Annotated in this window: 23 protein-coding genes; 9 read left to right on the top strand and 14 right to left on the bottom strand. The window is 71.1% G+C overall.

Features of this window, described 5'->3' with window-relative positions; genetic code table 11:
- Positions 1–16 precede the first annotated feature (16 nt).
- Both PGH47_RS23240 and PGH47_RS23235 read right to left on the bottom strand, forming a co-directional pair.
- The gene (locus PGH47_RS23240; RefSeq protein WP_271665056.1) at positions 17–475 is read right to left on the bottom strand and encodes a MarR family winged helix-turn-helix transcriptional regulator; all 459 of its coding nucleotides are present in this window, start codon (positions 473–475) and stop codon (positions 17–19) included.
- Positions 472–1,077 (bottom strand): type 1 glutamine amidotransferase family protein, encoded by a 606-nt coding sequence (locus tag PGH47_RS23235; RefSeq protein WP_271665055.1) that lies wholly within the window; start codon positions 1,075–1,077, stop codon positions 472–474. Before PGH47_RS23235 ends, PGH47_RS23240 begins: the two co-directional genes overlap by 4 nt.
- Positions 1,078–1,251: 174 nt before the next feature.
- On the opposite strand from PGH47_RS23235, the gene PGH47_RS23230 reads away from it, so the two are divergent.
- The 4 genes from PGH47_RS23230 to PGH47_RS23215 all read left to right on the top strand — a co-directional run bounded on the left by PGH47_RS23230 (position 1,252) and on the right by PGH47_RS23215 (position 6,657).
- On the top strand, positions 1,252–2,607 hold the full coding sequence (locus tag PGH47_RS23230) for an aspartate aminotransferase family protein (RefSeq protein WP_271665054.1): 1,356 nt from the start codon (positions 1,252–1,254) through the stop codon (positions 2,605–2,607).
- A gap of 126 nt (positions 2,608–2,733) precedes the next feature.
- Positions 2,734–3,435: a GntR family transcriptional regulator gene (locus PGH47_RS23225; RefSeq protein WP_107904696.1), complete on the top strand. Its 702-nt coding sequence runs from the start codon at positions 2,734–2,736 to the stop codon at positions 3,433–3,435.
- Between the two features lie 68 nt (positions 3,436–3,503).
- Positions 3,504–5,969 carry a dolichyl-phosphate beta-glucosyltransferase gene (locus tag PGH47_RS23220; RefSeq protein ID WP_271668131.1) on the top strand — a complete coding sequence of 822 codons (2,466 nt, stop codon included), beginning with the start codon at positions 3,504–3,506 and terminating at the stop codon, positions 5,967–5,969.
- Between the two features lie 37 nt (positions 5,970–6,006).
- The gene (locus PGH47_RS23215) at positions 6,007–6,657 is read left to right on the top strand and encodes a hypothetical protein (protein ID WP_030948417.1); all 651 of its coding nucleotides are present in this window, start codon (positions 6,007–6,009) and stop codon (positions 6,655–6,657) included.
- A 1-nt stretch (position 6,658) separates the two neighbouring features.
- On the opposite strand, the gene PGH47_RS23210 is transcribed toward PGH47_RS23215, so the two are convergent.
- From PGH47_RS23210 to PGH47_RS23190, 5 genes are all read right to left on the bottom strand, one after another.
- Positions 6,659–6,949 (bottom strand): hypothetical protein, encoded by a 291-nt coding sequence (locus PGH47_RS23210; protein ID WP_271665053.1) that lies wholly within the window; start codon positions 6,947–6,949, stop codon positions 6,659–6,661.
- A gap of 132 nt (positions 6,950–7,081) precedes the next feature.
- Positions 7,082–7,525 carry a hypothetical protein gene (locus tag PGH47_RS23205; protein ID WP_271665052.1) on the bottom strand — a complete coding sequence of 148 codons (444 nt, stop codon included), beginning with the start codon at positions 7,523–7,525 and terminating at the stop codon, positions 7,082–7,084.
- A complete protein-coding gene (locus tag PGH47_RS23200; protein WP_261989235.1) occupies positions 7,522–7,788 on the bottom strand; it encodes a hypothetical protein in 267 nt (88 codons plus the stop codon). Before PGH47_RS23200 ends, PGH47_RS23205 begins: the two co-directional genes overlap by 4 nt.
- A 28-nt stretch (positions 7,789–7,816) precedes the next feature.
- The gene (locus PGH47_RS23195; protein ID WP_271665051.1) at positions 7,817–8,218 is read right to left on the bottom strand and encodes a hypothetical protein; all 402 of its coding nucleotides are present in this window, start codon (positions 8,216–8,218) and stop codon (positions 7,817–7,819) included.
- The gene (locus PGH47_RS23190; RefSeq protein ID WP_271665050.1) at positions 8,215–8,610 is read right to left on the bottom strand and encodes a hypothetical protein; all 396 of its coding nucleotides are present in this window, start codon (positions 8,608–8,610) and stop codon (positions 8,215–8,217) included. The genes PGH47_RS23195 and PGH47_RS23190 overlap by 4 nt, the downstream gene beginning before the upstream one ends.
- Before the next feature lie 125 nt (positions 8,611–8,735).
- On the opposite strand from PGH47_RS23190, the gene PGH47_RS23185 reads away from it, so the two are divergent.
- Positions 8,736–9,572: a helix-turn-helix domain-containing protein gene (locus tag PGH47_RS23185; protein WP_271665049.1), complete on the top strand. Its 837-nt coding sequence runs from the start codon at positions 8,736–8,738 to the stop codon at positions 9,570–9,572.
- On the top strand, positions 9,569–9,766 hold the full coding sequence (locus PGH47_RS23180; protein ID WP_271665048.1) for a DUF397 domain-containing protein: 198 nt from the start codon (positions 9,569–9,571) through the stop codon (positions 9,764–9,766). The genes PGH47_RS23185 and PGH47_RS23180 overlap by 4 nt, the downstream gene beginning before the upstream one ends.
- Here PGH47_RS23180 and PGH47_RS23175 read toward each other — a convergent pair.
- On the bottom strand, positions 9,741–10,418 hold the full coding sequence (locus PGH47_RS23175; protein WP_271665047.1) for a response regulator: 678 nt from the start codon (positions 10,416–10,418) through the stop codon (positions 9,741–9,743). The genes PGH47_RS23180 and PGH47_RS23175 overlap by 26 nt on opposite strands.
- Entirely contained in the window at positions 10,415–11,725 is a 1,311-nt protein-coding gene (locus PGH47_RS23170; protein ID WP_271665046.1) for a sensor histidine kinase, read from the bottom strand. Before PGH47_RS23170 ends, PGH47_RS23175 begins: the two co-directional genes overlap by 4 nt.
- 213 nt (positions 11,726–11,938) lie before the next feature.
- Between PGH47_RS23170 and PGH47_RS23165 the strand changes: the two genes are divergently transcribed.
- Together PGH47_RS23165 and PGH47_RS23160 are read left to right on the top strand one after the other, a co-directional pair.
- A complete protein-coding gene (locus PGH47_RS23165; RefSeq protein ID WP_271665045.1) occupies positions 11,939–12,655 on the top strand; it encodes an ABC transporter ATP-binding protein in 717 nt (238 codons plus the stop codon).
- A complete protein-coding gene (locus PGH47_RS23160; protein WP_271665044.1) occupies positions 12,652–15,036 on the top strand; it encodes an ABC transporter permease in 2,385 nt (794 codons plus the stop codon). Before PGH47_RS23165 ends, PGH47_RS23160 begins: the two co-directional genes overlap by 4 nt.
- Positions 15,037–15,122: 86 nt before the next feature.
- On the opposite strand, the gene PGH47_RS23155 is transcribed toward PGH47_RS23160, so the two are convergent.
- From PGH47_RS23155 to PGH47_RS23140, 4 genes are all read right to left on the bottom strand, one after another.
- The gene (locus PGH47_RS23155) at positions 15,123–15,761 is read right to left on the bottom strand and encodes a hypothetical protein (protein WP_271665043.1); all 639 of its coding nucleotides are present in this window, start codon (positions 15,759–15,761) and stop codon (positions 15,123–15,125) included.
- A gap of 26 nt (positions 15,762–15,787) precedes the next feature.
- Positions 15,788–17,998, bottom strand: coding sequence for a glycoside hydrolase domain-containing protein (locus tag PGH47_RS23150; RefSeq protein WP_271665042.1), 2,211 nt, complete (start codon positions 17,996–17,998; stop codon positions 15,788–15,790).
- Positions 17,999–18,064: 66 nt separating this feature from the next.
- Positions 18,065–18,451, bottom strand: coding sequence for a hypothetical protein (locus tag PGH47_RS23145; RefSeq protein ID WP_271665041.1), 387 nt, complete (start codon positions 18,449–18,451; stop codon positions 18,065–18,067).
- A gap of 165 nt (positions 18,452–18,616) precedes the next feature.
- Positions 18,617–19,900, bottom strand: coding sequence for an adenylosuccinate synthase (locus PGH47_RS23140; RefSeq protein WP_271665040.1), 1,284 nt, complete (start codon positions 19,898–19,900; stop codon positions 18,617–18,619).
- 197 nt (positions 19,901–20,097) lie between these two features.
- Here PGH47_RS23140 and PGH47_RS23135 point away from each other — a divergent pair, with 197 nt between their 5' ends.
- The gene (locus tag PGH47_RS23135) at positions 20,098–20,955 is read left to right on the top strand and encodes a diacylglycerol kinase family protein (protein ID WP_126903192.1); all 858 of its coding nucleotides are present in this window, start codon (positions 20,098–20,100) and stop codon (positions 20,953–20,955) included.
- Positions 20,956–21,170: 215 nt separating this feature from the next.
- On the opposite strand, the gene PGH47_RS23130 is transcribed toward PGH47_RS23135, so the two are convergent.
- Positions 21,171–21,674 carry a GbsR/MarR family transcriptional regulator gene (locus PGH47_RS23130; protein WP_376058029.1) on the bottom strand — a complete coding sequence of 168 codons (504 nt, stop codon included), beginning with the start codon at positions 21,672–21,674 and terminating at the stop codon, positions 21,171–21,173.
- Between the last annotated feature and the right edge of the window lie 60 nt (positions 21,675–21,734).

Below are 21,734 nucleotides of genomic sequence, written 5' to 3'. Positions count from 1 at the left end.
GTGAGCGGGGCGGTGCCTACGGTTCCGTAACAGGAACGGTGATCTGGTCGAGCACTTTCGACAACCGTTCCAGAACCCTTACGGCGTCGGCGAGTTCGGCCTCCCCCATGGCCTCCGCCAGCCGCTCCGCGAAGGCCGCGTGACCGGGGTCGATCCGGGAGATCGCCGCCCGCCCCTCGTCCGTCGGCGCGAGGAGCTTGGCGCGGCGGTGGGCCGGGTTGGGCCGGTACTCCGCGAGTCCCTTGTCCACCAGCAGATCGGCGATGCGCTGCACGCTCTGCCGGGTGATGCCCATCGCGCGGGCGATCCCGGAGACCGGCAGGGGTTCGCCGAGCACCGCGCCCAGCACCTGCCACCAGGCCGCCGTCAGACCGGAGGGCCGGGCCAGTTCCTCGGCGATCCCGAGGAACTGACCGTTGAGCCGGAAGACGCCGAGCGCGCTGCGGCTGAGCAGGTCCTGTCGCTCCCGGCTCACGCCGCTCCCGCCTTCTCCAGTACGGCGTACGCGGCCGCGTCGGAGTCGTGGAACAGCCGGTACCAGGCGTCCAGCACCTCGCCCTCGTACACCCCGAGCAGCCGGAGGATCTCCCTGGCGAAGGCGACCGGCTCGGTCGGCCCTGCGGTGATCAGCGCGCCGTCGGTGACGGCGTCGGCGTCGACGTACCGCTCGCCGCCGCCGTAGCCGGTGGCCGCGAGGTAGAAGGAGATGGCGCTGGTGTGGGCGCGGTCGTCGAGCAGTCCCTCGCGGGCGAGGCCGGCGGTGGCACCGCAGATCGCGGCGACGGGCACACCGGCGTCGAGGAACTCGCGGGCCTTGCGGGCGAAGGGCGCCAGTTCGTCGCCCGCGTCCCACAGGTCGGCGCCCGGGAGGATCAGCAGGGAGCTGTCCTCGGGCCGTACGTCGTCCAGCGCGAGGTCGGGCTGGACGCTCAGTCCGCCGATGCTCCGCACGGGCCGCGTGGCCGGGCCGACGGTGCGGATGTCGTGGCCGGCGCGGGCGAGGTGGGCGGTGGCGTGCCCCGTCTCCCAGTCGGCGAAGGTGTCGTAGACGGCGAGGTGCACGGGCTTGCTGTTCATGGCTTCCCCCTAGAAGCTTCGGCGTCGCTCTTCGATATGACAGTATCCTGACACTTGGACAGCTTGCTGTCAATGAAGTTGTGCGCCCACGTCGACAACCTGTCGCGGAAACCCGCCGACCGCAGACAGGACGCCGATACCGCCTCCCGGTCGCCGCTCCCTACCCTCGGGCGCATGACCCCTCAGCCAGATCCCGAGGTCGGCGCCGCCGTGAAGGCCGCGGACCGTGCGCATGTGTTCCACTCCTGGTCCGCCCAGGAACTCATCGACCCGCTCGCCGTCGCCGGTGCGGAGGGGTCGTACTTCTGGGACTACGACGGCAAGCGGTACCTCGACTTCACCAGCGGGCTCGTCTACACCAACATCGGCTACCAGCACCCCAAGGTCGTCGCCGCGATCCAGGAACAGGCCGCGCGCATGACGACGTTCGCGCCCGCGTTCGCGGTCGAGGCGCGCTCGGAGGCGGCCCGGCTGATCGCCGAGCGGACACCGGGCGACCTCGACAAGATCTTCTTCACCAACGGCGGCGCCGACGCGATCGAGCACGCCGTACGGATGGCCCGGCTGCACACCGGGCGGCCGAAGGTGCTGTCGGCGTACCGGTCGTACCACGGCGGCACCCAGCAGGCCGTGAACATCACCGGTGACCCGCGCCGCTGGGCCTCCGACGGCGCCGCGGCCGGTGTCGTGCACTTCTGGGCGCCCTTCCTCTACCGCTCCCGCTTCTACGCCGAGACCGAGGAGCAGGAGTGCGCGCGGGCGCTGGAGCACCTGGAGACGACTATCGCCTTCGAGGGGCCGGCGACCGTCGCCGCGATCGTCCTGGAGACGATCCCGGGGACGGCCGGGATCATGGTGCCGCCGCCCGGCTACCTCGCCGGGGTCCGGGAGATCTGCGACAAGTACGGGATCGTCTTCGTCCTCGACGAGGTCATGGCCGGGTTCGGCCGCACCGGTGAATGGTTCGCCGCGGACCTCTTCGACGTGACGCCGGACCTGATGACCTTCGCCAAGGGCGTGAACTCCGGATACGTGCCGCTGGGCGGCGTCGCCATCTCCGGCGCGATCGCGGAGACGTTCGCGAAGCGGCCCTACCCCGGCGGTCTGACGTACTCGGGCCACCCGCTGGCCTGTGCCGCCGCCGTCGCGACGATCCAGGTCATGGCCGAGGAGGGCGTCGTCGAGAACGCCGCGCGGCTGGGTGCCGACGTGGTCGGCCCGGCGCTGCGGGAGCTCGCCGAGCGGCACCCGTCCGTCGGCGAGGTGCGGGGCGTCGGGATGTTCTGGGCGCTCGAACTGGTGCGGAACCGGGAGACCCGGGAGCCGCTGGTGCCCTACAACGCGGCCGGTGCGGCGAACGCCCCGATGGCGGCGTTCGGCGCCGCCGCGAAGGCCGCCGGGCTGTGGCCGTTCATCAACATGAACCGCACGCATGTCGTGCCGCCCTGCAACGTCGGTGAGGCGGAGCTCAAGGAAGGACTGGCGGCCCTGGACACCGCCCTCGCCGTGGCGGACGAGTACACGGAGTAGGTCCGGCGAGGCGGAAGATCGAGGTCGCCGCAGAAAGGTCACCCGAAATCCGAACGACTAAGGTGGCGTGCTCGTAGACATATACGTGCACGCCACCTCATCGCGACGACGGGAGACGCCCCGACCATGCCCGGCACCGGCGGCAACGGCTCGGTCACGCGAAGCACCCTGCGCCAGCAGATCGCGGACGCGCTGCGGGACGAGGTACTCGCCGGGCGGCTCCAGGCGGGCCGCGAATTCACCGTCAAGGAGATCGCCGAGCAGTACGGCGTCTCCGCGACCCCGGTCCGCGAGGCACTCGTCGACCTCGCCGCGCAGGGGCTGCTGGAGGCCGACCAGCACCGCGGCTTCCGGGTCCACGAGTACTCCGTGGCGGACTACCGCAACATCGTCGAGGCCCGCGGCCTGGTCACCGACGGCATCTTCCAGGTCCTGGCCACCGACCGCGCCGGCCACCGCGACCCCGACGACCCGCGCGTCCTCGCCGCCGTGGTCGGCGTACGCCGCCGGGCCGAGGAGGCCGAGCGCGCCGCCACGGCCGGCGACCTCACCGTCCTCATCGGCTACGACCTGCGCTTCTGGCGTGAGCTCGGCGCCCTCTTCGGCAACCCCTACCTCGCCGACTTCCTGCACCGGCTGCGGGTGCAGTCCTGGGTCTGCGCGGTCCAGTACCTGCGCCGACTGGACGATCTGCGCGGCCATCTGTGGGCCCGGCACACCGATCTGGTCGACGCGCTGATGCAGCGCGACCTGCCCACGGCCCGCCAGATCATCGCCACCCACGACGCGGACTCGGTCGCGCTGATCGAGCGACTGGCGGCCGGGTGAGCCACGAGCGGGAGCCGACGAACACCCCCGCCCGACCCGAGGAACCCGGCCTGCCGGAGTTCCTCGACCTGCCCGAGGCTCCCGGTCTGCCCGAGGCTCCCGATCTCTCCGTCGTCATCCCCGCCTACAACGAACGACACCGTCTCACCCCCACCCTCGACGCCCTCACCGACCACCTGTCGGCGGACGAACCCCGCTGGGGCTCCTGGGAGATCGTCGTCGCCGACGACGGTTCCACCGACGGCACCGGCGATCTCGTCACCGCCCGCCGGGACCCCCGTCTCCGCCTGGTCACCGGCGAGGGCAACCGCGGCAAGGGCCACGCCCTGCGCCTCGGTGTCGCCGTCACCCGCGGGCGCCGTGTGCTGGTCACCGACGCCGATCTCGCGACGCCGATCGAGGAACTGGAGCGGCTGGACAAGGCGCTCGGCGAGGGCGACTGCGCGGCGATCGGCTCCCGTTCGGTCCCCGGCGCCACGATCGGCGCCCGCCAGCACCGGGTGCGCGAACTGCTGGGCCGCGCGGGCAACGCGCTCATACGCCGTACCGCCCTGCCCGGTATCCACGACACCCAGTGCGGCTTCAAGCTCTACGACGGCGACCGGGCCCGCGAGGCGTACGCCGCCTCCCGCGTCAACGGCTGGGGCATAGACGTGGAGGTGCTGCGGCATCTGCGCGACGCCGGGCTGTCCGTCGCCGAGGTCCCCGTCCGCTGGTCCCACCGGCCCGGCTCGAAGGTCGGCCCCCTCGACTACGTCCGCGCACTGACCGAGATCACCCGCATCGCCGCCCGCTCCGTACGCCCGGCCGACGTCTTCGCGCCCTTCCTGTTCCTGCTGATGTCGGTGGCCCTGTACTCCGGCCGCTTCTTCGCCCCGGCCGACCGCTATCTCCCCGACTCGCTGCGCGACCAGAACCAGTGGGAGTGGTTCTTCGCGGTCACGGCCGACAACGTCGCCCACTTCCGCAACCCCCTCTTCACCGACCTCCAGGGCTTCCCCGACGGCGTGAACCTCATGGCCAACACGGTCATGCTCGGCATGTCCGTGCCGCTGGCGCCCCTCACCCTGGCCGCCGGTCCCGCGGTCACCCTCAGCCTGGTCATGACGCTGGGCCTCGCCGCCACCGCGGCCGCCTGGTACTGGCTGATCGTCAAGTACCTGGTCCGCAGCCGGGTCGCGGCCTTCCTGGGCGCCGCCCTGGCCGCGTTCGCGCCGCCGATGGTCAGCCACGCCCACGCGCACCCCAACTTCGTGGTGCTGTTCATGGTCCCGCTGATCATCGACCGCGCCCTGCGCCTGTGCGCGGGCACCCGCGTGGTCCGGGACGGCGTGGTCCTCGGTCTGATGGCGGCCTACCAGGTCTTCCTCGGCGAGGAGCCGCTGCTGCTGACGGCGCTGGGCATGCTGCTGTTCGCGGCCGCCTACGCCGTCCTGCGCCGGGACGCGGCACGGGCGGCCTGGCGGCCGCTGCTGCGGGGCGTCCTCATCGGCGCCGCCGTCTGCCTCCCACTCATCGTCTATCCGCTGGTGTGGCAGTTCGCCGGGCCGCAGAGCTACACCGACATCGAGCACAACCCCCGCTCCTTCAACAGCCCGCTCGCCCTGCTCTCCTTCGCCGAGCGCTCATGGCTGGCGGGCGACGCCGACACCGCGAAGGCCCTCGCCTTCAACACCACCGAGCAGAACGCCTTCTACGGCTGGCCGCTGGCCCTGCTCGCCCTCGCGATCGTCGTACTGCTCCGGAAGCGTGCCCCGGTCACAGCGCTGGCGTTCACGGCGGTGGCCGCGGCCTTCCTGTCCCTCGGGCGGGAGTTCCGCATCCCGCTGACCGGCGTCGTCCTCCCAGGTCCCTGGGAACTCCTCGCCGACAAGCCGCTGTTCGAGGCGGTCATCGAGAGCCGCGTCGCGATGATCTGCGCGCCCGCGCTGGGCATGCTGCTCGCCGTCGCCGTGGACCGGCTGCTCGCGGTACGGCCCCCGGCCATCCGGTACGCCGGCCTGCTCGCCGTCGCGCTCGCGCTGCTCCCGCTGATCCCGGCCCCGCTCAGGGCCGTCGACCGTGCCGAGGTGCCGCGCTTCATCACGGACGGGACCTGGACGTCGTACGTCCGCGAGGGCGATTCGCTCGTGCCGGTGCCGTTGCCCGACCCCTCCGACGCGGACGCGCTGCACTGGCAGACCGAGGCCGGCCTCGGCTTCCGACTGCCGGGCGGCTACTTCAACGGCCCCTACGGCGACGAACGCGTCGGCACCTACGGCGCCGAGCCCCGCTTCACCTCCAACCTGCTGCGTGAGGTGCGCAACACGGGCGTGATCCCGCCCGTCAACGACTCCTGGCGCGAGCAGGCGCGGGTGGACCTGGCGTACTGGAAGGCGGGCGTGCTGGTCCTGGCCCCGCAGCCGAACGACTCCGCCCTGCGGGCGACCGTGGAAAAGCTGTTGGGCGAGTCCGGTAAGTGGGTCGGCGGAGTATGGGTATGGGACCTGCACGAGGGGACCCGTCCTCGCGCCGCACCGATTACCCTGCCCTGACCGACGTGCTACGCCGAGCTGTGCGAGGAGCCCTCTTTTGGCCTGTGACCTGTGGCTGGTACCGCTTGTCGATGTGTTGTGCCACACCCCCGACAATCCGTTCGCCGAGGAACTCGCGCAATACAACAAGGTGCTCGCCGAGGCCGGGCTGCCGCCGGTGCCGGTGTACCAGTACATGCCGGGCCTGTCCGGCGACGTCGCCCCGGTCGCCGGGTTCGACTACGACGCGCTGCACTTCCTGCGCCGTGCCTATCTGCTCCAGGTCTGCGGGCTCGCCGTCACCCCGGTCGACGAACTGGGCGGCGACTACGAACAGCTCCTGGAGATGTTCGAGTCGACGGCCAAGCAGTCGCACCTGGTCTGGCACTACGACCACGCGGGCGCCTACGTCCCGGTCGACTTCCCCGGTCCGCTCTCCAACGACGAACTCCTCGCGGGCGGCGGCCCCCTGGGCTCCGCCCAGGCGCTCCTGCGCGAGCTGGAGTTCGTGGCCCCGGTGATCGGCATCGACCCGGCCAACCCGCCGGCCGCGCCGCAGGCCCCGCTCGCGCCCACGGCCCTGGAGGAACCGGCCGTCGCCGCGCCCTACGACCCGAGCCCCTTCGCCCGTGAACGGCACGTCTGGCTGGGCCTGCACGCGGCGGCGACCCGGAGTCTGGCGCAGGGCTCGATGATCGTCTTCAGCTGACCTATTTGATCTGGGACAGCCCCTTCTGGAGGTCGTCGGCGTTCATCACCGGCGTGTAGTCCACCTCGGCGCCGAACTTCTCGAAGAGCGGCTCGGTGAGCGGGGGCATCTGGGCGGAGTCCTGCATGTCGAAGACCACGAACATCGTGCGGACCCCGCCGGTGGCCGTGTAGTAGGAGGCTTCCGGCTTGAAGGCCCCGACGATCTCCTGCATCACCTGGGGCATCTTGCCGCTGCGGATGAGCTCGTTCGTCTTCTCGGTGTCGAGATGGGCCTGAAGCAGTACACGCACGACGTTCACCTTCTTCCGGTCGCCCCCTGCGATCTCACGCTAGGGGCGCCGCGCGGGCGCCGCCCGCTCAGTACTCCATCGGAGGCGGGGCGCAAGGGGGGACACCTGGCCGGCGCCCCCCTGCGGGACTCGTCAGTGCTGCTCGACGATACGGATGGTGCGGATGCCCGTACCCCGGTAGCGGGTCGGCGTCCTGGTCAGGACCGGACGTCCGCGCGGCCACTCGACCGTGGGCAGCGCGAGATGGAGCACCTGCGCGCCGCTCCAGTCCGGCTCGTCCTTGCCCTCGTCGTCGACACCGGCCGTCCGCAGGCGCTTGCCCACGGCAGCAGCTGCCGAGAAGTCGAGCGCCTCGACATTGACCGACGGCAGTGCACCCAGGTGCTCGGCGACCCCGGCCCGTTCACGCTCTGCGACGGCGAGGCTGAGTGCCGGGATGTAGACCCGTAGCGCCGGGTCCTTCTCCGCCTCGACGACCAGCCGCGAGGCCATGCTGTTCCCCGCGCCGAGGGCGAGTGCGGCGGTGTCGTCGAAGATGACGGCGCGCGGCAGCGGATACCTCTCTTCGTCCGTCACTGGACCTCTCCGATCCGCCCGGCTTCGAGGTCCGCCCACAGCTTCTCGCCGGCCCGCTCGTCCTCCTCGGTGTACGGCCGCCCCAGGAAGTGCTCCTCGACGTACGCCTTGGTCTCCTCGTACCGCTTCCGCAGCTCTTCCTTGGTGGGCGTGGCCCCGGCCAGCTCCGCCACGAAGTCCCGCATGCTCATCCCGCGCTCCCGGGCCAGCTCCTGCAGCCGGTCGCGAACGGCGGGGTCGACCTTGATCGTGGTGTCAGCCATGAGCAGAGTATACCGGCGGTATACCATCTCAGGCCGCTCCAGTAATACGGTCATCGAACACGCTCCATTTCTCTCGAAGGAACCGCCGGACACGTCCGCCCGACGTACGGAAATCAACTTCAACTGCCTTGACGGGAGCAGCATTTGGCACCCCCGAAGGGCGGAACCCTTCCCGCAGCCGAGCCTCGATGTGGCCGAAGGCCGACCGGTGTGTCCGCGGCGCACCCCACGTCACGGCCGCCCGCACCTCGGCACTGCTCGCCCCCCGCCGCCACCACGCCTCCACCAGCGGCGCGAGCCGCAGCGCCTCGGCTCCGTCGAGCGTGAGGCGCCGGTCGTAGTCCCCGAAGGTGAGCAGCAGCCGCGCCGCCGCGACTGCACCCACCACCGGCGACACCCGCCCGGCACGCGCCGAAAGGTCGTCCCTCACTGCTGCGACCCCAAGGCGGTGCACAGCAGCAGCGCATGGACCAGGCGGTCGGGGGCTGTGGGGCGGTAGCGCCAACTCAAGGGCCAGGTCAGGCCATTGAGGGCCGGCACCGGGATGTACGAGACATGCCCCGGACCGGCGACGAAACGGGTCACTCCGTCGAGCCAGGCGCGGTGGGACGTACTGCCGACGGGCACCAGGAAGTACACGCCGCGCCGCCCCGTCGCCGTCTCGACGATCGGCCCCGGATCACCGCCGGTCATGCGGGCGAGCCGGTCCGCGACGTCCCGCCCCTCCTCGCCGTCGACCCTGATCGCGTCGAACTGGACGCCTGCCTTGCGGAGTTGAACACCGTCCGGCGGGACCCAGGCCAGGTCACTTTGCGTATTCACGGGGTCAGTCTGAGTGGGCAGAGCTAGCGTGATCCATAACTCTGAGTCGCTGGTTGAACACGGTTAATGACCGGCGTCCGCGAGTTGTGACCGGTTGAGTTCGGTTGAGTTCGGAGGTGACCGCAATGGCGCGGGCGGAGAACAAGACAGAGGCAGGCGGTACGGCCCATTTGGTCGCCGCCCTGGCGAAGGCGTTGCGGGAGCAACACGGGCTGACCCAGCCGCAGCTGGGCGACAAGCTCGGGTACACGGCAGCGGCGGTGAGCGCGATGGAGACGTGCGCGCAGCCCGCGAGCGATCAGATGCTGGTGAAGCTGGAGGCGGAGATCGGGGGTGGGCTCGGAGTCTTCGAGAAGGCCCGCAAATGGATACTGCTGGAGAAATACCCCGCCCGTTTCCGGGGGTTCTCGGAGCTGGAGGCCGGGGCGGTCACCATCTGTTCGTACGAGACGCTGGTGGTCGACGGGCTGTTCCAGACGGAGGACTACGCGCGGGCATTGATCGGCGGCGGCTATCCGCCGGTGTCCGAGCGGAAGCGAGAGGAACTGGTCGAAGCGCGGGTGGCTCGCCGGGCGCTCTTCGACCGTGATCCGGCTCCGATGGTGGAGCTGATCCTTGAAGAGGGCGTGCTGCGGCGGCCGTTCGGCGACTGGGCGATCATGCGCGGGCAACTGCGCGCCCTCGCCGAAGATGCCCGGCGGGACAATGTCTGTGTGCAGGTCCTACCACTGGAGCGTGGACTGCGTGGAACGTATGCAGGCGCCTGCGGCCCGATGAAGCTCGTGGAGACCGAGGACCATCAGCACGTCATCTACCTGGAAGTAGAGGACCAAGGCATTCTGGTCAGCGATCCAACCGAGGTGTCCCCACTGGCACAGCGCTATGCGAGGATCCGTTCACAGGCCCTGAGTCCCGACGAATCACTGGCCTTCATCGAGCAGTTGGCGGGAGAGGAACGATGACCGGCACCGGAAGCCTTCGCTGGTTCAGGTCGAGCTACAGCGACAGCAGCGGCGGCAACTGCCTCGAAGTCGCCCCCAGCCCCCACCCCGCCCCCACCATCCACATACGCGACTCCAAGAACCCCGACGGCCCGAACCTCACCGTCTCCGGTCGGGCCTGGGCCGCCTTCACCTCGGGTCTCCCCCAGGGGTGACAAGGCCCGTCTCGTAGGCCACCACCACCGCCTGCGCGCGGTCCCGCAGGCGGAGCTTGGACAGGATGCGGGCCACGTGTGTCTTCACCGTGGCCTCGCTCAGGGTGAAGCGGGAGGCGAGTTCGGCGTTGCTCAGGCCCGTGCCCAGGCACTGGAGGACCTGACGTTCGCGGGGTGTCAGGACCGCCAGGTCCCGGTGCAGGGCGGCGGTCGCCGTGTCCTGGGTGACGAAGCGTTCGACCAGGCGGCGGGTGATGGCCGGGGCGAGCAGCGCGTCGCCGGAGCGGGCCAGCCGGACGGCGGCGACGAGGTGTTCCGGTGTGACGTCCTTCAGCAGGAAGCCGCTGGCGCCCGCCGTGAGGGCGGCGTAGACGTAACGGTCGAGGTCGTAGGTGGTGAGGATCAGGACGCGGGGCGGGTCGGGGATCGTGCCGGAGAGGATCCGGCGGGTGGCCTCAAGACCGTCGAGGCCCGGCATCCGGATGTCCATGAGGACGAGGTGCGGGCGGGTGCGCTCGACGGCCGCCACCGCCTGTTCGCCGTCCGCCGCCTCGGCCACCACGTCGATGCCGTCGGCGGTCAGGATCATGTTGAAGCCGGTGCGGACGAGGGCCTGGTCGTCGGCGATCACCACGCGGGGCGCGTCGGTCACGACACCCCCTCCACCGGCTTCTGAACCGGTACGACCGCGCGCACCCGGAAGCCTCCCGTAGGCCGTACGCCCGCCTCCAGCGTGCCGCCGTAGACGGCGAGCCGTTCGCGCAGGCCGAGCAGGCCCCGGCCGCCCCCGGGACCGGCCGGGGTCGCGGCCGTGCCGCCGGTGTCGGACACCTCCACGTGCACGGCGTCCGGCGTGTGGCCGACGGTCACCCGCACGCTCGACCCGACGGCGTGCTTGACGACGTTCGTCAGCGCCTCCTGCACCACCCGGTAGGCGGCCAGGTCGGCGCCGGCGACGAGCGGTGCCGGCGCGCCCGTGACGGTCAGTTCGACGGGGACGCCGGTCGCGCGGACCCGGTCCACGAGCGCGGTCACCTGGGCGAGGCCCGGCTGCGGTGCCAGGCCGGCATCGGCGGCGGGGTCCGGGCCGGAGTCCCCGTCCATGGTCAACAGGCCCATCACATGGCGCAGTTCGGCCATCGCGGTGCGCCCGCCCGCCTCGACGGCCAGCAGCGCCTCGCGGGCCCGGTCGGGCGCGGCGTCCATCACCTTGCGGGCCGCCCCCGCCTGGATCACCATCACGCTCACATTGTGGGTGACGACGTCGTGCAACTCCCTGGCGATGCGGGCCCGTTCGCACTCGACCGCGAGACGGGTGGCGGTCTCCTGCTGTTCCTGGAGGTCACGGACACGCTGCTGCCAGGTGTGGATCGCGTTCGCCCCGAGTCCGACGCCGAGCAGCACCAGGAACGGCACGAAGCCCGGCGTGAAGTACGGGAAGTACTCCTCGTGGAACACCGCCATCAGCACCGCGCCGAGAACCACACCGACCAGCGCCGGAACGCGGCGCGGGCTGTGCACGGCGGCGCTGTAGGCGGCGACCACGCACGACAGGAACGTGTACACGGTCGCGCCCGTCGCGCCCGAGCGCTGGCCGAACACCAGGGTCACACCGAGCACGGCCCAGAACGCGGCCAGCGGATAGCGCCGGCGCACGATCAGCGGCAACGCGGTCAGGGCGGCGAGAGCCAGCTCCCGGGGGTCGGCCGGAGGGCCCACGAGCACGGCCGGCGGCCCGGGCGGCGGCGGAGCGGTCTCCCCCACGCCGAGCTGCGGAACCTTCATCGCCGCGTCCTGATCCAGCGAGGCGCTCACCGTGCACACGGCCAGGACGAGGGCGAGGGCCGCGTCGGCCGTCCACATCCACCGCGACGGCCGCGGCAGCGCCGTGCCGACGGCCCTCCACCGCGATACGCCTGCCCGCCCGACCACCCCGGCTGTCCCGGCCGCCCCGCTCATGGGCCCAGTCTGGCAAGGGCACGGCGCGGCCACATCCCTCCCGCCGCCGACCGCCGCTGACGGGCCGTACATCTTCCTCGTACATCTCAGGGATGACGTTCCCGCCACGTCGCCCCGGCACGGCAGTCGCTCTCGCCGCCGCGGGCGACGCCCCGGACCCGGCCCCGCCCCTAGCGTCGCGCCGAACCGTCAACCGCCGGCCGGGGAGGGCCCATGACCACGACCGCACCACCTGTGATCGACATCCGCGACGTGAGCAGGACGTACGGGGAAGGGCCTCCGGCGCTGGCCGGCGTGAGCCTGAGCGTGCGGGCCGGGGAGGCGCTGGCCGTCCTCGGGCCGTCCGGCAGCGGCAAGTCGACGCTGCTCAACCTGATCGCGGGCCTTGACCGGCCGAGCGGCGGGAGCGTCACCGTCGACGGGCAGCGGGTGGACCGGCTCGGCGAGGCCGCGTCGGCGAAGTACCGCAGGGCACGGATCGGCATGGTCTTCCAGTTCTTCAACCTGCTGGAGGACCTCACGGTCGCCGACAACGTCCTGCTGCCCGCCCAGCTCGCCGGCACCCCCCGCGCCGAGGCCCGCCGCCGCGCCGCCGACCTGCTCGCCCACCTCGGCATCGACCGGCACGCGGACGCCCACCCCGGCACGCTGTCCGGCGGGGAACGGCAACGGGTGGCGGTTGCCCGCGCCCTGATGAACCGTCCGGCGCTGCTGCTGGCCGACGAACCGACCGGCGCCCTGGACACCGCCTCCGGCGAGGACGTACGGCAGCTGCTGACCGCGCTCAACGCGGACGGGCAGACGATCGTGCTGGTCACCCACGACCTGGGGCTCGCCGAGTCCTGTGCGAGCCGCACCATCGAGCTGGTCGACGGGCGGATCGTCCGGGACTCCGAGGACGTCCGGGGCACACCGGCGGTGGCCCGGTGAGCGCCCTGGGGAAGGTGGTGCGCGCGGGCGTGGGGCGGCGCCGGATGCAGACCGTGGTGATGATCCTGACCACGCTCGTCGCGGTCACCGCGTCCGTCGTGGCCGCCGGGGTGCTGACGGCGTCCCGGGCGCCGTTCGAGCACGCGATGGCCGAGCAGCGCGGCGCCCATCTGGCCGCGCAGTTCGACGGCGGCGAGGTCACCGAGTCGGATCTCGCCGCGACCGCGGGCGCGTCCGGCGTGACGGCCGCGGCCGGCCCCTTCCGGACTCTCGAACTGCGCCCGCGCACGGTGTCGGCGTCCGCCGCGATCCCGGCCGGTGTCACGCTGCCCGCGCTGACCGTGGCCGGACGCGCGGACCGTCTCGGGCCGGTCGACCGGCTCCAACTCGTCGCGGGCGACTGGGCGACCCGGCCGGGCCAGATCGTGCTGGCCGAGGTCGACTCACCATTGCGGCCGGGCGCCCGGCTGACCTTCCCCGACCTGCCGGGCAGCCCCACGCTGACCGTGGTCGGTCTGGCCCGGTCGGTCACCGGCACCACCGACGCGTGGGTGACCCCCGCCCAGGCCGAGGCGCTGACCACGAAGTCCGGTGCTCCCACGTACGAGATGCTCTACCGCTTCCGGCACGCCGGCACCGACGCGCAGCTGTCCACCGCGCGTGCCGCGATCGCCGCCGCCGTGCCCTCGGGCGCGCTGACCGCGACCCGGTCCCACCTCGTCGTCCGGCAGGAACAGCTCGCCAACGCGCTGGCGTTCGTGCCCTTCGTGGCCGCCTTCGGTGTGCTCGGTCTGGCCATGTCGGTGCTGATCATCGGCATCGTCGTCAGCGGCGCGGTGGGCGCCGCCACCCGGCGCATCGGCATCCTCAAGTCCCTCGGCTTCACTCCGGCCCAGGTGGTGCGGGCGTACGTCGCCCAGGCACTGGTCCCGGCCGCGCTCGGCTGCGCCCTGGGTGTGGCCCTGGGCAACGTGCTGGCGGGCCCGGTCCTCGGTGACGTCGAGGACGTCTACAGCGGCGCGCCCGCCTCGGTGCCGTGGTGGGTCGACGTGGCGGCACCCGCCGTCGCCCTCGCGCTGGTCGCGGTCGCCGCTCTCGTGCCCGCGCTGCGCGCCGGCCGGCTGCGCACCGTGGAGGCGATCTCCGTGGGGCGTGCGGCGGGCACCGCACGGGGGCGCGTGGCCCGTCGGCTCACCGGGCGGCTGCCGTTGCCGCGCCCGGTCGGTCTCGGTCTGGCGCACCCCTTCGCCCGCCCCGCGCGTTCGCTCACGACGGCGGCCGCGGTGGCCTTCGCCGCCGTCACGGTCACCTTCGCGGTCGGGCTGGCCCTGACGCTCGGCGCGGTGCAGTCGAACCGGATGCTCGACTCCACCGCTCCGGTCGTCGTGGACACCGGCGGCGGGCAGGGTCCGCCCGGTGCCCAGGTCGTCCGCGCCCCCGGTCAGCCGGAGAAGCCGGCGGCCGACCCGGCCGAGGTCGCCGCCGCCCTGCGCGCGCAGGAGGGGACCCGGCGCTTCTACGGCACCGCCCAGGCCCAGGTCGGCGCGTCGGGCGTCACCGGCCGGACCACCGTGACCGCGTACGAGGGCGACACGTCCTGGGCCGCCCCGGAGTTGGTCTCGGGCACCTGGCTCACCGGCCCCGGCCAGGCGGTGGTCACGGAGCGCTTCCTGCATGCCGCCGGAATCACGGTCGGCGACAGTCTGACCCTGACGGAGGCCGGCCGCCGCACCACCGTCCGCATCGTCGGCGAGGCGTTCTTCACGGAGGACGACGGCATGACCCTGCTGACCCCGGCCACCACCCTCGCAGCCCTGGGCCTGGACGCCGAGCCGACCCGGTTCCACGTCGACACGGACCCGGGAACCTCCGAGTCGGCCTACCTGAACTCGCTGAACGAGACCCTGGACGCCATCGGCGCGTACGCCCACCCGGGCGGCGACGACTCCTCCAGCGTGATCGCGGCCATGGACGCGCTGATCGGCATGCTGACCCTGCTGCTCGTCACGGTCGCGGGCCTGGGGGTGCTCAACACGGTCGTCCTCGACACCCGCGACCGCGTCCACGACCTCGGCGTGTACAAGTCCCTGGGCATGACACCCCGCCAGACCGTGGGCATGGTCCTCACGTCGGTCGCCGGTATCGGCCTGCTCGCCTCGGTCACCGGCATTCCGCTCGGAGTGGCCCTGCACCACTACGTGACGCCGCTGATGGGCGACGCGGTGGGGATGAACCTGCCCGGCTCGTACATCGCCGTCTACGCCGCACCGGTCCTGGCCCTGCTCCTGCTGGGCGGTCTGTCGATCGCGGTGGCGGGTGCCCTGCTCCCGGCGGGCTGGGCGGCCAGGACGGACCCGGCCAGGGCGCTGCGCACGGAGTGAGCCGGCCCGCGCGAGCGGGTCCTACGGGAAACGAGTCGGTCTCGATCGTGTCGGCCAAGTCCGAGAAGGACTTGGCCGACGTGATGTCAGGCGCCCAGGCCGAGCGTCCCCGCTCCCTGGCCGGGCATGTCCTCCCAGCCGCGGATCCTGTCCGCGAGCCGCTTCAGGCGGGCGTCCGACGGGGGCACGTCGATCTGGAAGTGGGATTCGTCGGGGCGGCGGTAGTCGCCGCCCCAGGCCACCACGTCCTGGCATTCCTTGAGGATGTCGCGGACCGTTGCCAGTTGGTGGGGGAAGAGACCGCCCTTGGCGCCCACCGGGTACCAGGTCGGGCGGATCGCGACCGCCGTCCCCGAGGCGTAGTTCGTCGCGTACCCCTTCAGCTTCCTGTCCGCCGGGCGGAAGCCGATCACCTCTCCGTGGGCGAGAGTGTCGACCTCGTAGTGGTAGCGCCGGATGACATGGATGAGCACGGTGGCAGCCTCACCGAGCCGCAGGGCCACGGAGACCGAACTGCCCGGCACCTGGCGGGTCCAGATCGTTCCCGACTCGTCGGCATCCGGTTCCGTCTGCCAGCCGTTGGCACTGGTCGGGCGTCCGGATGCGGACCCGGCCGCGGACGCCGGGGTGGGGACCGCGAGCGTCGCGAGGCCCGCCGCCGCGGTCAGGCCGACGCCTGTGCGCAGTACGGATCGGCGCGGCAGACGTATGGATGAGACGGTCATGCCCGTCCGTCCTCTCTGAGAATGAGTCACAGGCCGCGCAGGGGCGCGTTGTACTTCTCGAACACCCGGTGGAGACCGAGCATCGCGGTGCCGTAGGCCTCGGCCCGCCCTTCCGTGTCATCGCCGTTGTAGCGGGCCAGCGTGCGGCGGGTGTCCTCCTCGGCCGTGAACATGGACGGCCGGGGAACGCCGACGTCGTTGGCGCCCTCGATCAGGACCGCGGGCACTGTGCTGACGTTGTAGTCGTGGTCGTTGTGCAGTTTCTGCCAGACGTTCCACAGATCGTTCTCGTTGGCGGAGTCCATGACGGTGCCGCCGATCAGACCCGCCCGGATGCAGTGGTTGCGGCCGCGGATGGCGGTGGCCCCGAAGATCTGCGCGAGACCGGTGCTGGAGTCGTTCTTCGTACTCAGCCCTGTCCCGTCGTAATGGTCGATGACCGCCTCGTCGCCGACGACGTCCAGGCTGTTGTACATCCGCATCTCCCAGAGCAGCGGGCTCTGGATGATGGCCTTGCGCATTCTGAAGGTGCGCGCGAGCTGGGTGACCAGCCCGTCGTAGCGCATCAGAATGTCGAACGCCTCGGTGGTGGTGCGGTACGTGAGAACCTGGGCGCCCTGGTTTCCGCCCTTCTCCGGTACGCCCATGCTGTTGAGGAGATACGACTGGACGTCCGCGAGCAGGGAGCCCCGCCTGGACATGTCCATATCGACGTCCAGTTGTCCGGTGATGTGCTCGGGGCTGTAGGAGTTCTGGCCGGCGTCACGGCCCGACACGATGTTGTTGTCGATCTCGATGAGACCGCTGCCCGATCCCACCGAGATCGTGGAGATCTGGTCGAAGGCCCAGTCACTGGGCAGGGGATAGCCGAGATTCCCGGAGAAGCCCGTGGACATGTCGCACACGAAACTCGCCGAGGTGCAGCCTGCGGCGGCGACCCGGCTGCATACGTTCCGGGGTCCGTAAATGCCCGTCAGATACCCCTGGCCGTGCTCGTTCATGATGTCCCGGATCCCCCGGAAATGCGGAAGGATGTTGTCGGTCACCTCGTGGTCGAGCGCGTCGAAGTCGACGGCGAAGTAGATACGCGTACCGGGCTTGAAGCCGTGGCGCTTGGCCTGTTCGATGGCGGCGAACGCGTCGGCGACTCCCTGCTCGCGGTGGAAGTAGGCCGCCTCCCCGCCCCAGGTCTGGTAGATCGGGAAGCAGTTCAGACCGTAGGAGGCCATCCGGGTCAGCTCGCCGGACTTGATCTTCTTGTCGAGCGAGGTGCCCGGGACGTTGGACAGGTAGCGGCCCACGATCTGATAGCCCGCGTCCCTGAGCGCCGCCGCCCGCGCGTCGGTGACCTCGGTGACACAGTCGGCCGCGGTCCCCCGGCGGGTGGCGTCACCGGTGGACACCAGCAGCGAGGCCCAGGTCTGGAAGTCGCCGCGGCCGGTGACCGGGAGCTTCGCGAAGTTCTGGAAGCTGCGCACGCGGATCGCCAGGTCGGCGTCGAAGTGGCTGTCGAAGAACACCCCGCCGCGCTTGTTGAAGATCATGGCTGCGGTGAAGAGACTCACCCACGTCCCCGAGGAGCCCTCCGACAAGGGGTTGTTCCTGATGCCCTGCTGGGTGCCGGGGCCGAAGACCCCGTTCGCGACGTCGTCACTCATTCCGATCTCGTACTGGATCGCGAACATGAGTGCCTTCTGCACGTCCCGTGAGAAGTGACCGTCGCACGGCACGATGAAGAAGTTGCGGCGGCCCACGTACCGGCCGTTCATCCACTGCTGCACCGCGCGGGTCAGTTCGCTGCCGCCCTCGATGACGACATACGCGTCCATGGTGAGCAGCGCCTTGAACACCTTCGGCGACACACCGTCCGGAAAGACGCCGTCGACGCCCATGTTCTGCGTCAGCTCACGGACCGACGCCGCGACGGAGCTGTTGTACGTGCCGTCGATGCCGCCTCCGTCGTAGCCCTTGCAGTACAAGGCCGACTGCACGATCTTGAGGATCTTCTCGTGCCCGGTGCCCGCACCGATGACGGGGTGGCGGGACTGGAGCGTGGCGAGCGTCGTCGGGCCGAAGCTGTCGGACAGCGAGGTGATGCCCAGCTCGTACTGGAGCGCCCGGGTCAGGGCGAACATCACGGCCCAGCCGGTGCGGCCGTTCTCCTCCACTTTCGGGATTCCGGCAACGTCGTAGGAATTGATGAACTTCTGTGCCTCGACGACCATCTGGTCGGCCACGCCATCTCCTTTCACGCGCGCCCGGTCGGATGCTTCCGGCCGGGCGCGGACGTCGTCATGGCTGCGTCAGCAGCGCTCGAGGCCGTCGATCGAGTTGGTGACGTTGTCGATGTAGTAGCTGGCCATGTAGCCCCGGTGGCCGCTCGGGGTCAGCACCCACACCCAGTACGGGTTGCCGCCGACGCTCTGCGCGCCCTCCTGCTGGCAGTACACCCACACCTGGGTCGGATTGCTCACGGTGGTCTGGATGTCGGGGCAGTTGGCGGCCGACGGGTACAGATAGCACTGCTCCCCGCCACCGGCCCGGACGTTCACGCCGGAGGCCCAGACTCCGTAGTTGCCCGGACCATGACCGGTCGCGTGGGCGGAGCCGGCCGTGCCGAAGACGAGGCCGGTGGCGGCGATGACGGTGGATCCCATGGTCGCGGCGGCGACCTTCAGAGAATGCCTCATGTGTGTTTCCCCTTTCCGCCGGGAACCGTACGGAGCCGACGGTCGGGGCCGGTACTGACAGATGTCAGGGTGCCCGGGGCGGGGAAACCGGGAGGCGGTGAAAGCGGTGTACCGCGAGCGGAGCCGCCTGGCTCCGCTCGCGGTACACCGTGCAGAACTGCGGGACTACAGGAACGAGTTGATCTCGATCGTCTCGTCCCGGCCCGGGCCCACGCCGATCGCGGAGATCGGGGCGCCGGACATCTCCTCCAGCGCCTTGACGTACGCCTGGGCGTTCTTCGGCAGGTCCGAGAAGGACTTGGCCGACGTGATGTCCTCGGACCAGCCCGGCAGGGTCTCGTAGATCGGCTTCGCGTGGTGGAAGTCGGTCTGCGAGTACGGGAGTTCCTCGACGCGCTTGCCGTCGATCTCGTAGGCGACGCAGACGGGGATCTGCTCCCAGCCGGTCAGGACGTCCAGCTTGGTGAGGAAGAAGTCCGTCAGGCCGTTGACACGGGTCGCGTAGCGGGCGATCACGGCGTCGAACCAGCCGCAGCGCCGGTCACGGCCGGTGGTCACGCCCCGCTCGCCGCCGATGCGGCGCAGCGCCTCGCCGTCCTCGTCGAACAGCTCGGTCGGGAACGGGCCCGAGCCGACCCGGGTCGTGTAGGCCTTGAGGATGCCGATGACCCGGCTGATCTTCGTGGGACCCACACCGGCGCCGGTGCAGGCACCGCCCGCGGTCGGGTTCGACGACGTCACGAACGGGTACGTGCCGTGGTCGATGTCGAGGAGCGTGCCCTGGCCGCCCTCGAAGAGGACCACCTTGTCGTCCTCCAGCGCCCGGTTGAGGACGAGGACGGTGTCGGCGACGTAGGGCTTGAGCCGGTCCGCGTAGGACAGCAGTTCCTCGACGACCTTGCCGGTCTCGATGGCGCGGCGGTTGAAGACCTTGGTCAGGAGCTGGTTCTTGCCGTCGAGAGCCGCCTCGACCTTCTGGGTCAGGATCGACTCGTCGTACAGGTCCTGGATGCGGATGCCCACGCGGTTGATCTTGTCGGCGTAGGTCGGACCGATGCCGCGCCCGGTGGTGCCGATCTTGCGCTTTCCGAGGAAGCGTTCCGTCACCTTGTCCACGGTGACGTTGTACGGCGTGATGATGTGTGCGTTGCCGCTGATCAGGAGCTTGGACGTGTCTACGCCTCGCTCGTTCAGCCCGTTCAGCTCGGAGAACAGGACCGACGGGTCGACGACGACGCCGTTGCCGATGACCGGAGTGCACTCCGGGGAGAGGATGCCGGAGGGCAGAAGGTGGAGGGCGTACTTCTGGTCGCCGACGACCACGGTGTGGCCGGCGTTGTTGCCTCCCTGGTAGCGGACCACGTAGTCGACGGATCCGCCGAGCAGGTCAGTGGCCTTACCTTTACCCTCGTCACCCCACTGAGCACCGAGCAGCACAAGTGCGGGCACGCGCGTACACCCCTTCCGGGCGGGGCATGTCCAAGGTCAGGGGCGCACGCGTAAGGTATGCCGCCGCGTGCACCACTACCGGCTGCGACCGTCATTGGCCGCGAACCGTCGGACCGGATGGCCCCGGAATAGACGAAGCCCCTGGCGCAATAGCGCAAGGGGCTCTTGCACAAAGATGCTACCCGAGGAAGCGAGGCATGGCCGAGGTGGCGACTTTCGCGATGTCCGATCAGCTGCTGGTGGTGATCGATCCGATCGCCCGGAGGACGGACGGCGAGTCCGTCAGGATCGCGAAAGACGTGCTCAGCGCGGGTGCGGTGACCAAAGTGTGCCTGCCGGAGGGTCCGGACGAATTCGCCCGCGCACTGGCGAAGCGCGGGTCGCGCCGGCCGGTGGTCGTCGGCGACGACGGGGCGCTGACGCGCGCGGTGGCGCTGCTGCACCGGCAGCGGCAGCTGGCCGAATGCGCGCTGTCGGTGGTGCCGGTCGGCGGAGCCCTGTCGCTGGCCGGATCCCTCGGGGTGCCGACAGGGGCGGTCGCGGCGGCGCGGGCGGTGCTGGACGGCGTGGAGCGGCGCCTGGACCTGCTCGTGGACGACAGCGACGGCGTGGTGCTGGGCGGGCTGCGCATCCCTCCGATACGGGACCCGGCCGCGCCGGACGGGGCCACCGCGGTGGGCCCGGGTGGACGGCCGTGGCTGCGGACGTGCCAGTCGCTGGTACGGACGCTGGTGCCGCCGCGGGGCCCGTCCCCGGACGCCTCCCCCGGACCGTCGCGGCTGCGCGTCGAGGTCGACGGGGCGACCCTGGTGGATCTCGACCAGCCGGTGGAGGCGGTGTCGGTGACGCCGGGGATCGCGGGCCTGGCGGAGGTGGAGGTACGACCGGTGTCGGTGGGCGCGGAGGCGTCCCCGCTGCGCGCCGAGGGCCGCACGGTGACGGTGTCGGGGGCGCACTTCCGCTACCGCGCCGACACGGCGGTCTCCGGTCCGGTGCGCAGACGGACGTGGACGGTGGGCGAGGGCGCACTGCGACTGGTGCTGCCGGGCCGGTGAGGTTCTACGGGGCGCTCGGGCCCGTGCCACCAGGCCGCTAACGGCTACACCCGGTGCCCTGGCCAGTACCACCAGGCCGGCGAGGGCTCTACCGGACGCCCTGTCCGGTTGCCGCCGGACCGAGGAAGGCTCTGCCGGACGCCGTGGCCGGTTGCCGCCGGGCCGAGGAAGGCGCTACCGGATGCCCTGGCCGGTGCTGCCGGGCCGGTGAGGTTCTACGGGGCGCTCGGACCGAAGGTCTTGTCTCGGTGTTCGCGCCAGCGTTCCATCAGCTTGCCGAGTTCGCCCTCCAGGTACTCGAAGAAGGCCAGCGTCTCGGCGATGCGCTGCCCGCCCGGGGTCGCCGGGCCGAGGCTGTCGACGCCCTCGCGCAGGGTCAGGCCCCAGCGCCTGAGGATGGCGTCGCGGTTGGTCAGCGCCTCGTACCACTGGTCGCTGTGCACCCGGTAGCGCTCGCGCCGTGAGCCCGGTTCGCGCTCGCGGGAGACCATGTGGACCTGGGCGAGGTAGCGCACCGCGCCGGAGATCGCGGCGGGGCTGACCTGGAGCTGTTCGCCGAGTTCGGCGGAGCTCATGGTGCCGGAGTCTGACGCGAGGAGCGCGGCGAACACCCGTGCCGCCATGCGCTGCATCCCGGCCTCGACGAGCTGCGCGGCGAAGGCCTCCACGAACTTCGACACCGCCTCGGGGTCCCGCCCCGCCGCACTCGGTTCCATCATTCGTAGATCATCTCCCCTGCGTCCGCCCAGCTCGCGCGCTGCCCCCGAGTCTATGCATGA

This window comes from Streptomyces sp. HUAS 31 (assembly GCF_028198125.1).
GTDB classification, from domain to species: Bacteria; Actinomycetota; Actinomycetes; order Streptomycetales; family Streptomycetaceae; genus Streptomyces; species Streptomyces chartreusis.
Note: the sequence above shows the minus strand (reverse complement) of the source record. Positions and strands in the feature narration are given on the sequence as shown.

Coding starts and splice junctions, on each gene's coding strand:
- PGH47_RS23165 (WP_271665045.1), top strand. CDS start 11,939: ATGACCACGACCGCACCACCTGTGATCGACATCCGCGACGTGAGCAGG.
- PGH47_RS23135 (WP_126903192.1), top strand. CDS start 20,098: ATGGCCGAGGTGGCGACTTTCGCGATGTCCGATCAGCTGCTGGTGGTG.
- PGH47_RS23225 (WP_107904696.1), top strand. CDS start 2,734: ATGCCCGGCACCGGCGGCAACGGCTCGGTCACGCGAAGCACCCTGCGC.
- PGH47_RS23145 (WP_271665041.1), bottom strand. CDS start 18,451: ATGAGGCATTCTCTGAAGGTCGCCGCCGCGACCATGGGATCCACCGTC.
- PGH47_RS23180 (WP_271665048.1), top strand. CDS start 9,569: ATGACCGGCACCGGAAGCCTTCGCTGGTTCAGGTCGAGCTACAGCGAC.
- PGH47_RS23170 (WP_271665046.1), bottom strand. CDS start 11,725: ATGAGCGGGGCGGCCGGGACAGCCGGGGTGGTCGGGCGGGCAGGCGTA.
- PGH47_RS23230 (WP_271665054.1), top strand. CDS start 1,252: ATGACCCCTCAGCCAGATCCCGAGGTCGGCGCCGCCGTGAAGGCCGCG.
- PGH47_RS23200 (WP_261989235.1), bottom strand. CDS start 7,788: ATGGCTGACACCACGATCAAGGTCGACCCCGCCGTTCGCGACCGGCTG.
- PGH47_RS23130 (WP_376058029.1), bottom strand. CDS start 21,674: ATGATGGAACCGAGTGCGGCGGGGCGGGACCCCGAGGCGGTGTCGAAG.
- PGH47_RS23185 (WP_271665049.1), top strand. CDS start 8,736: ATGGCGCGGGCGGAGAACAAGACAGAGGCAGGCGGTACGGCCCATTTG.
- PGH47_RS23155 (WP_271665043.1), bottom strand. CDS start 15,761: ATGACCGTCTCATCCATACGTCTGCCGCGCCGATCCGTACTGCGCACA.
- PGH47_RS23235 (WP_271665055.1), bottom strand. CDS start 1,077: ATGAACAGCAAGCCCGTGCACCTCGCCGTCTACGACACCTTCGCCGAC.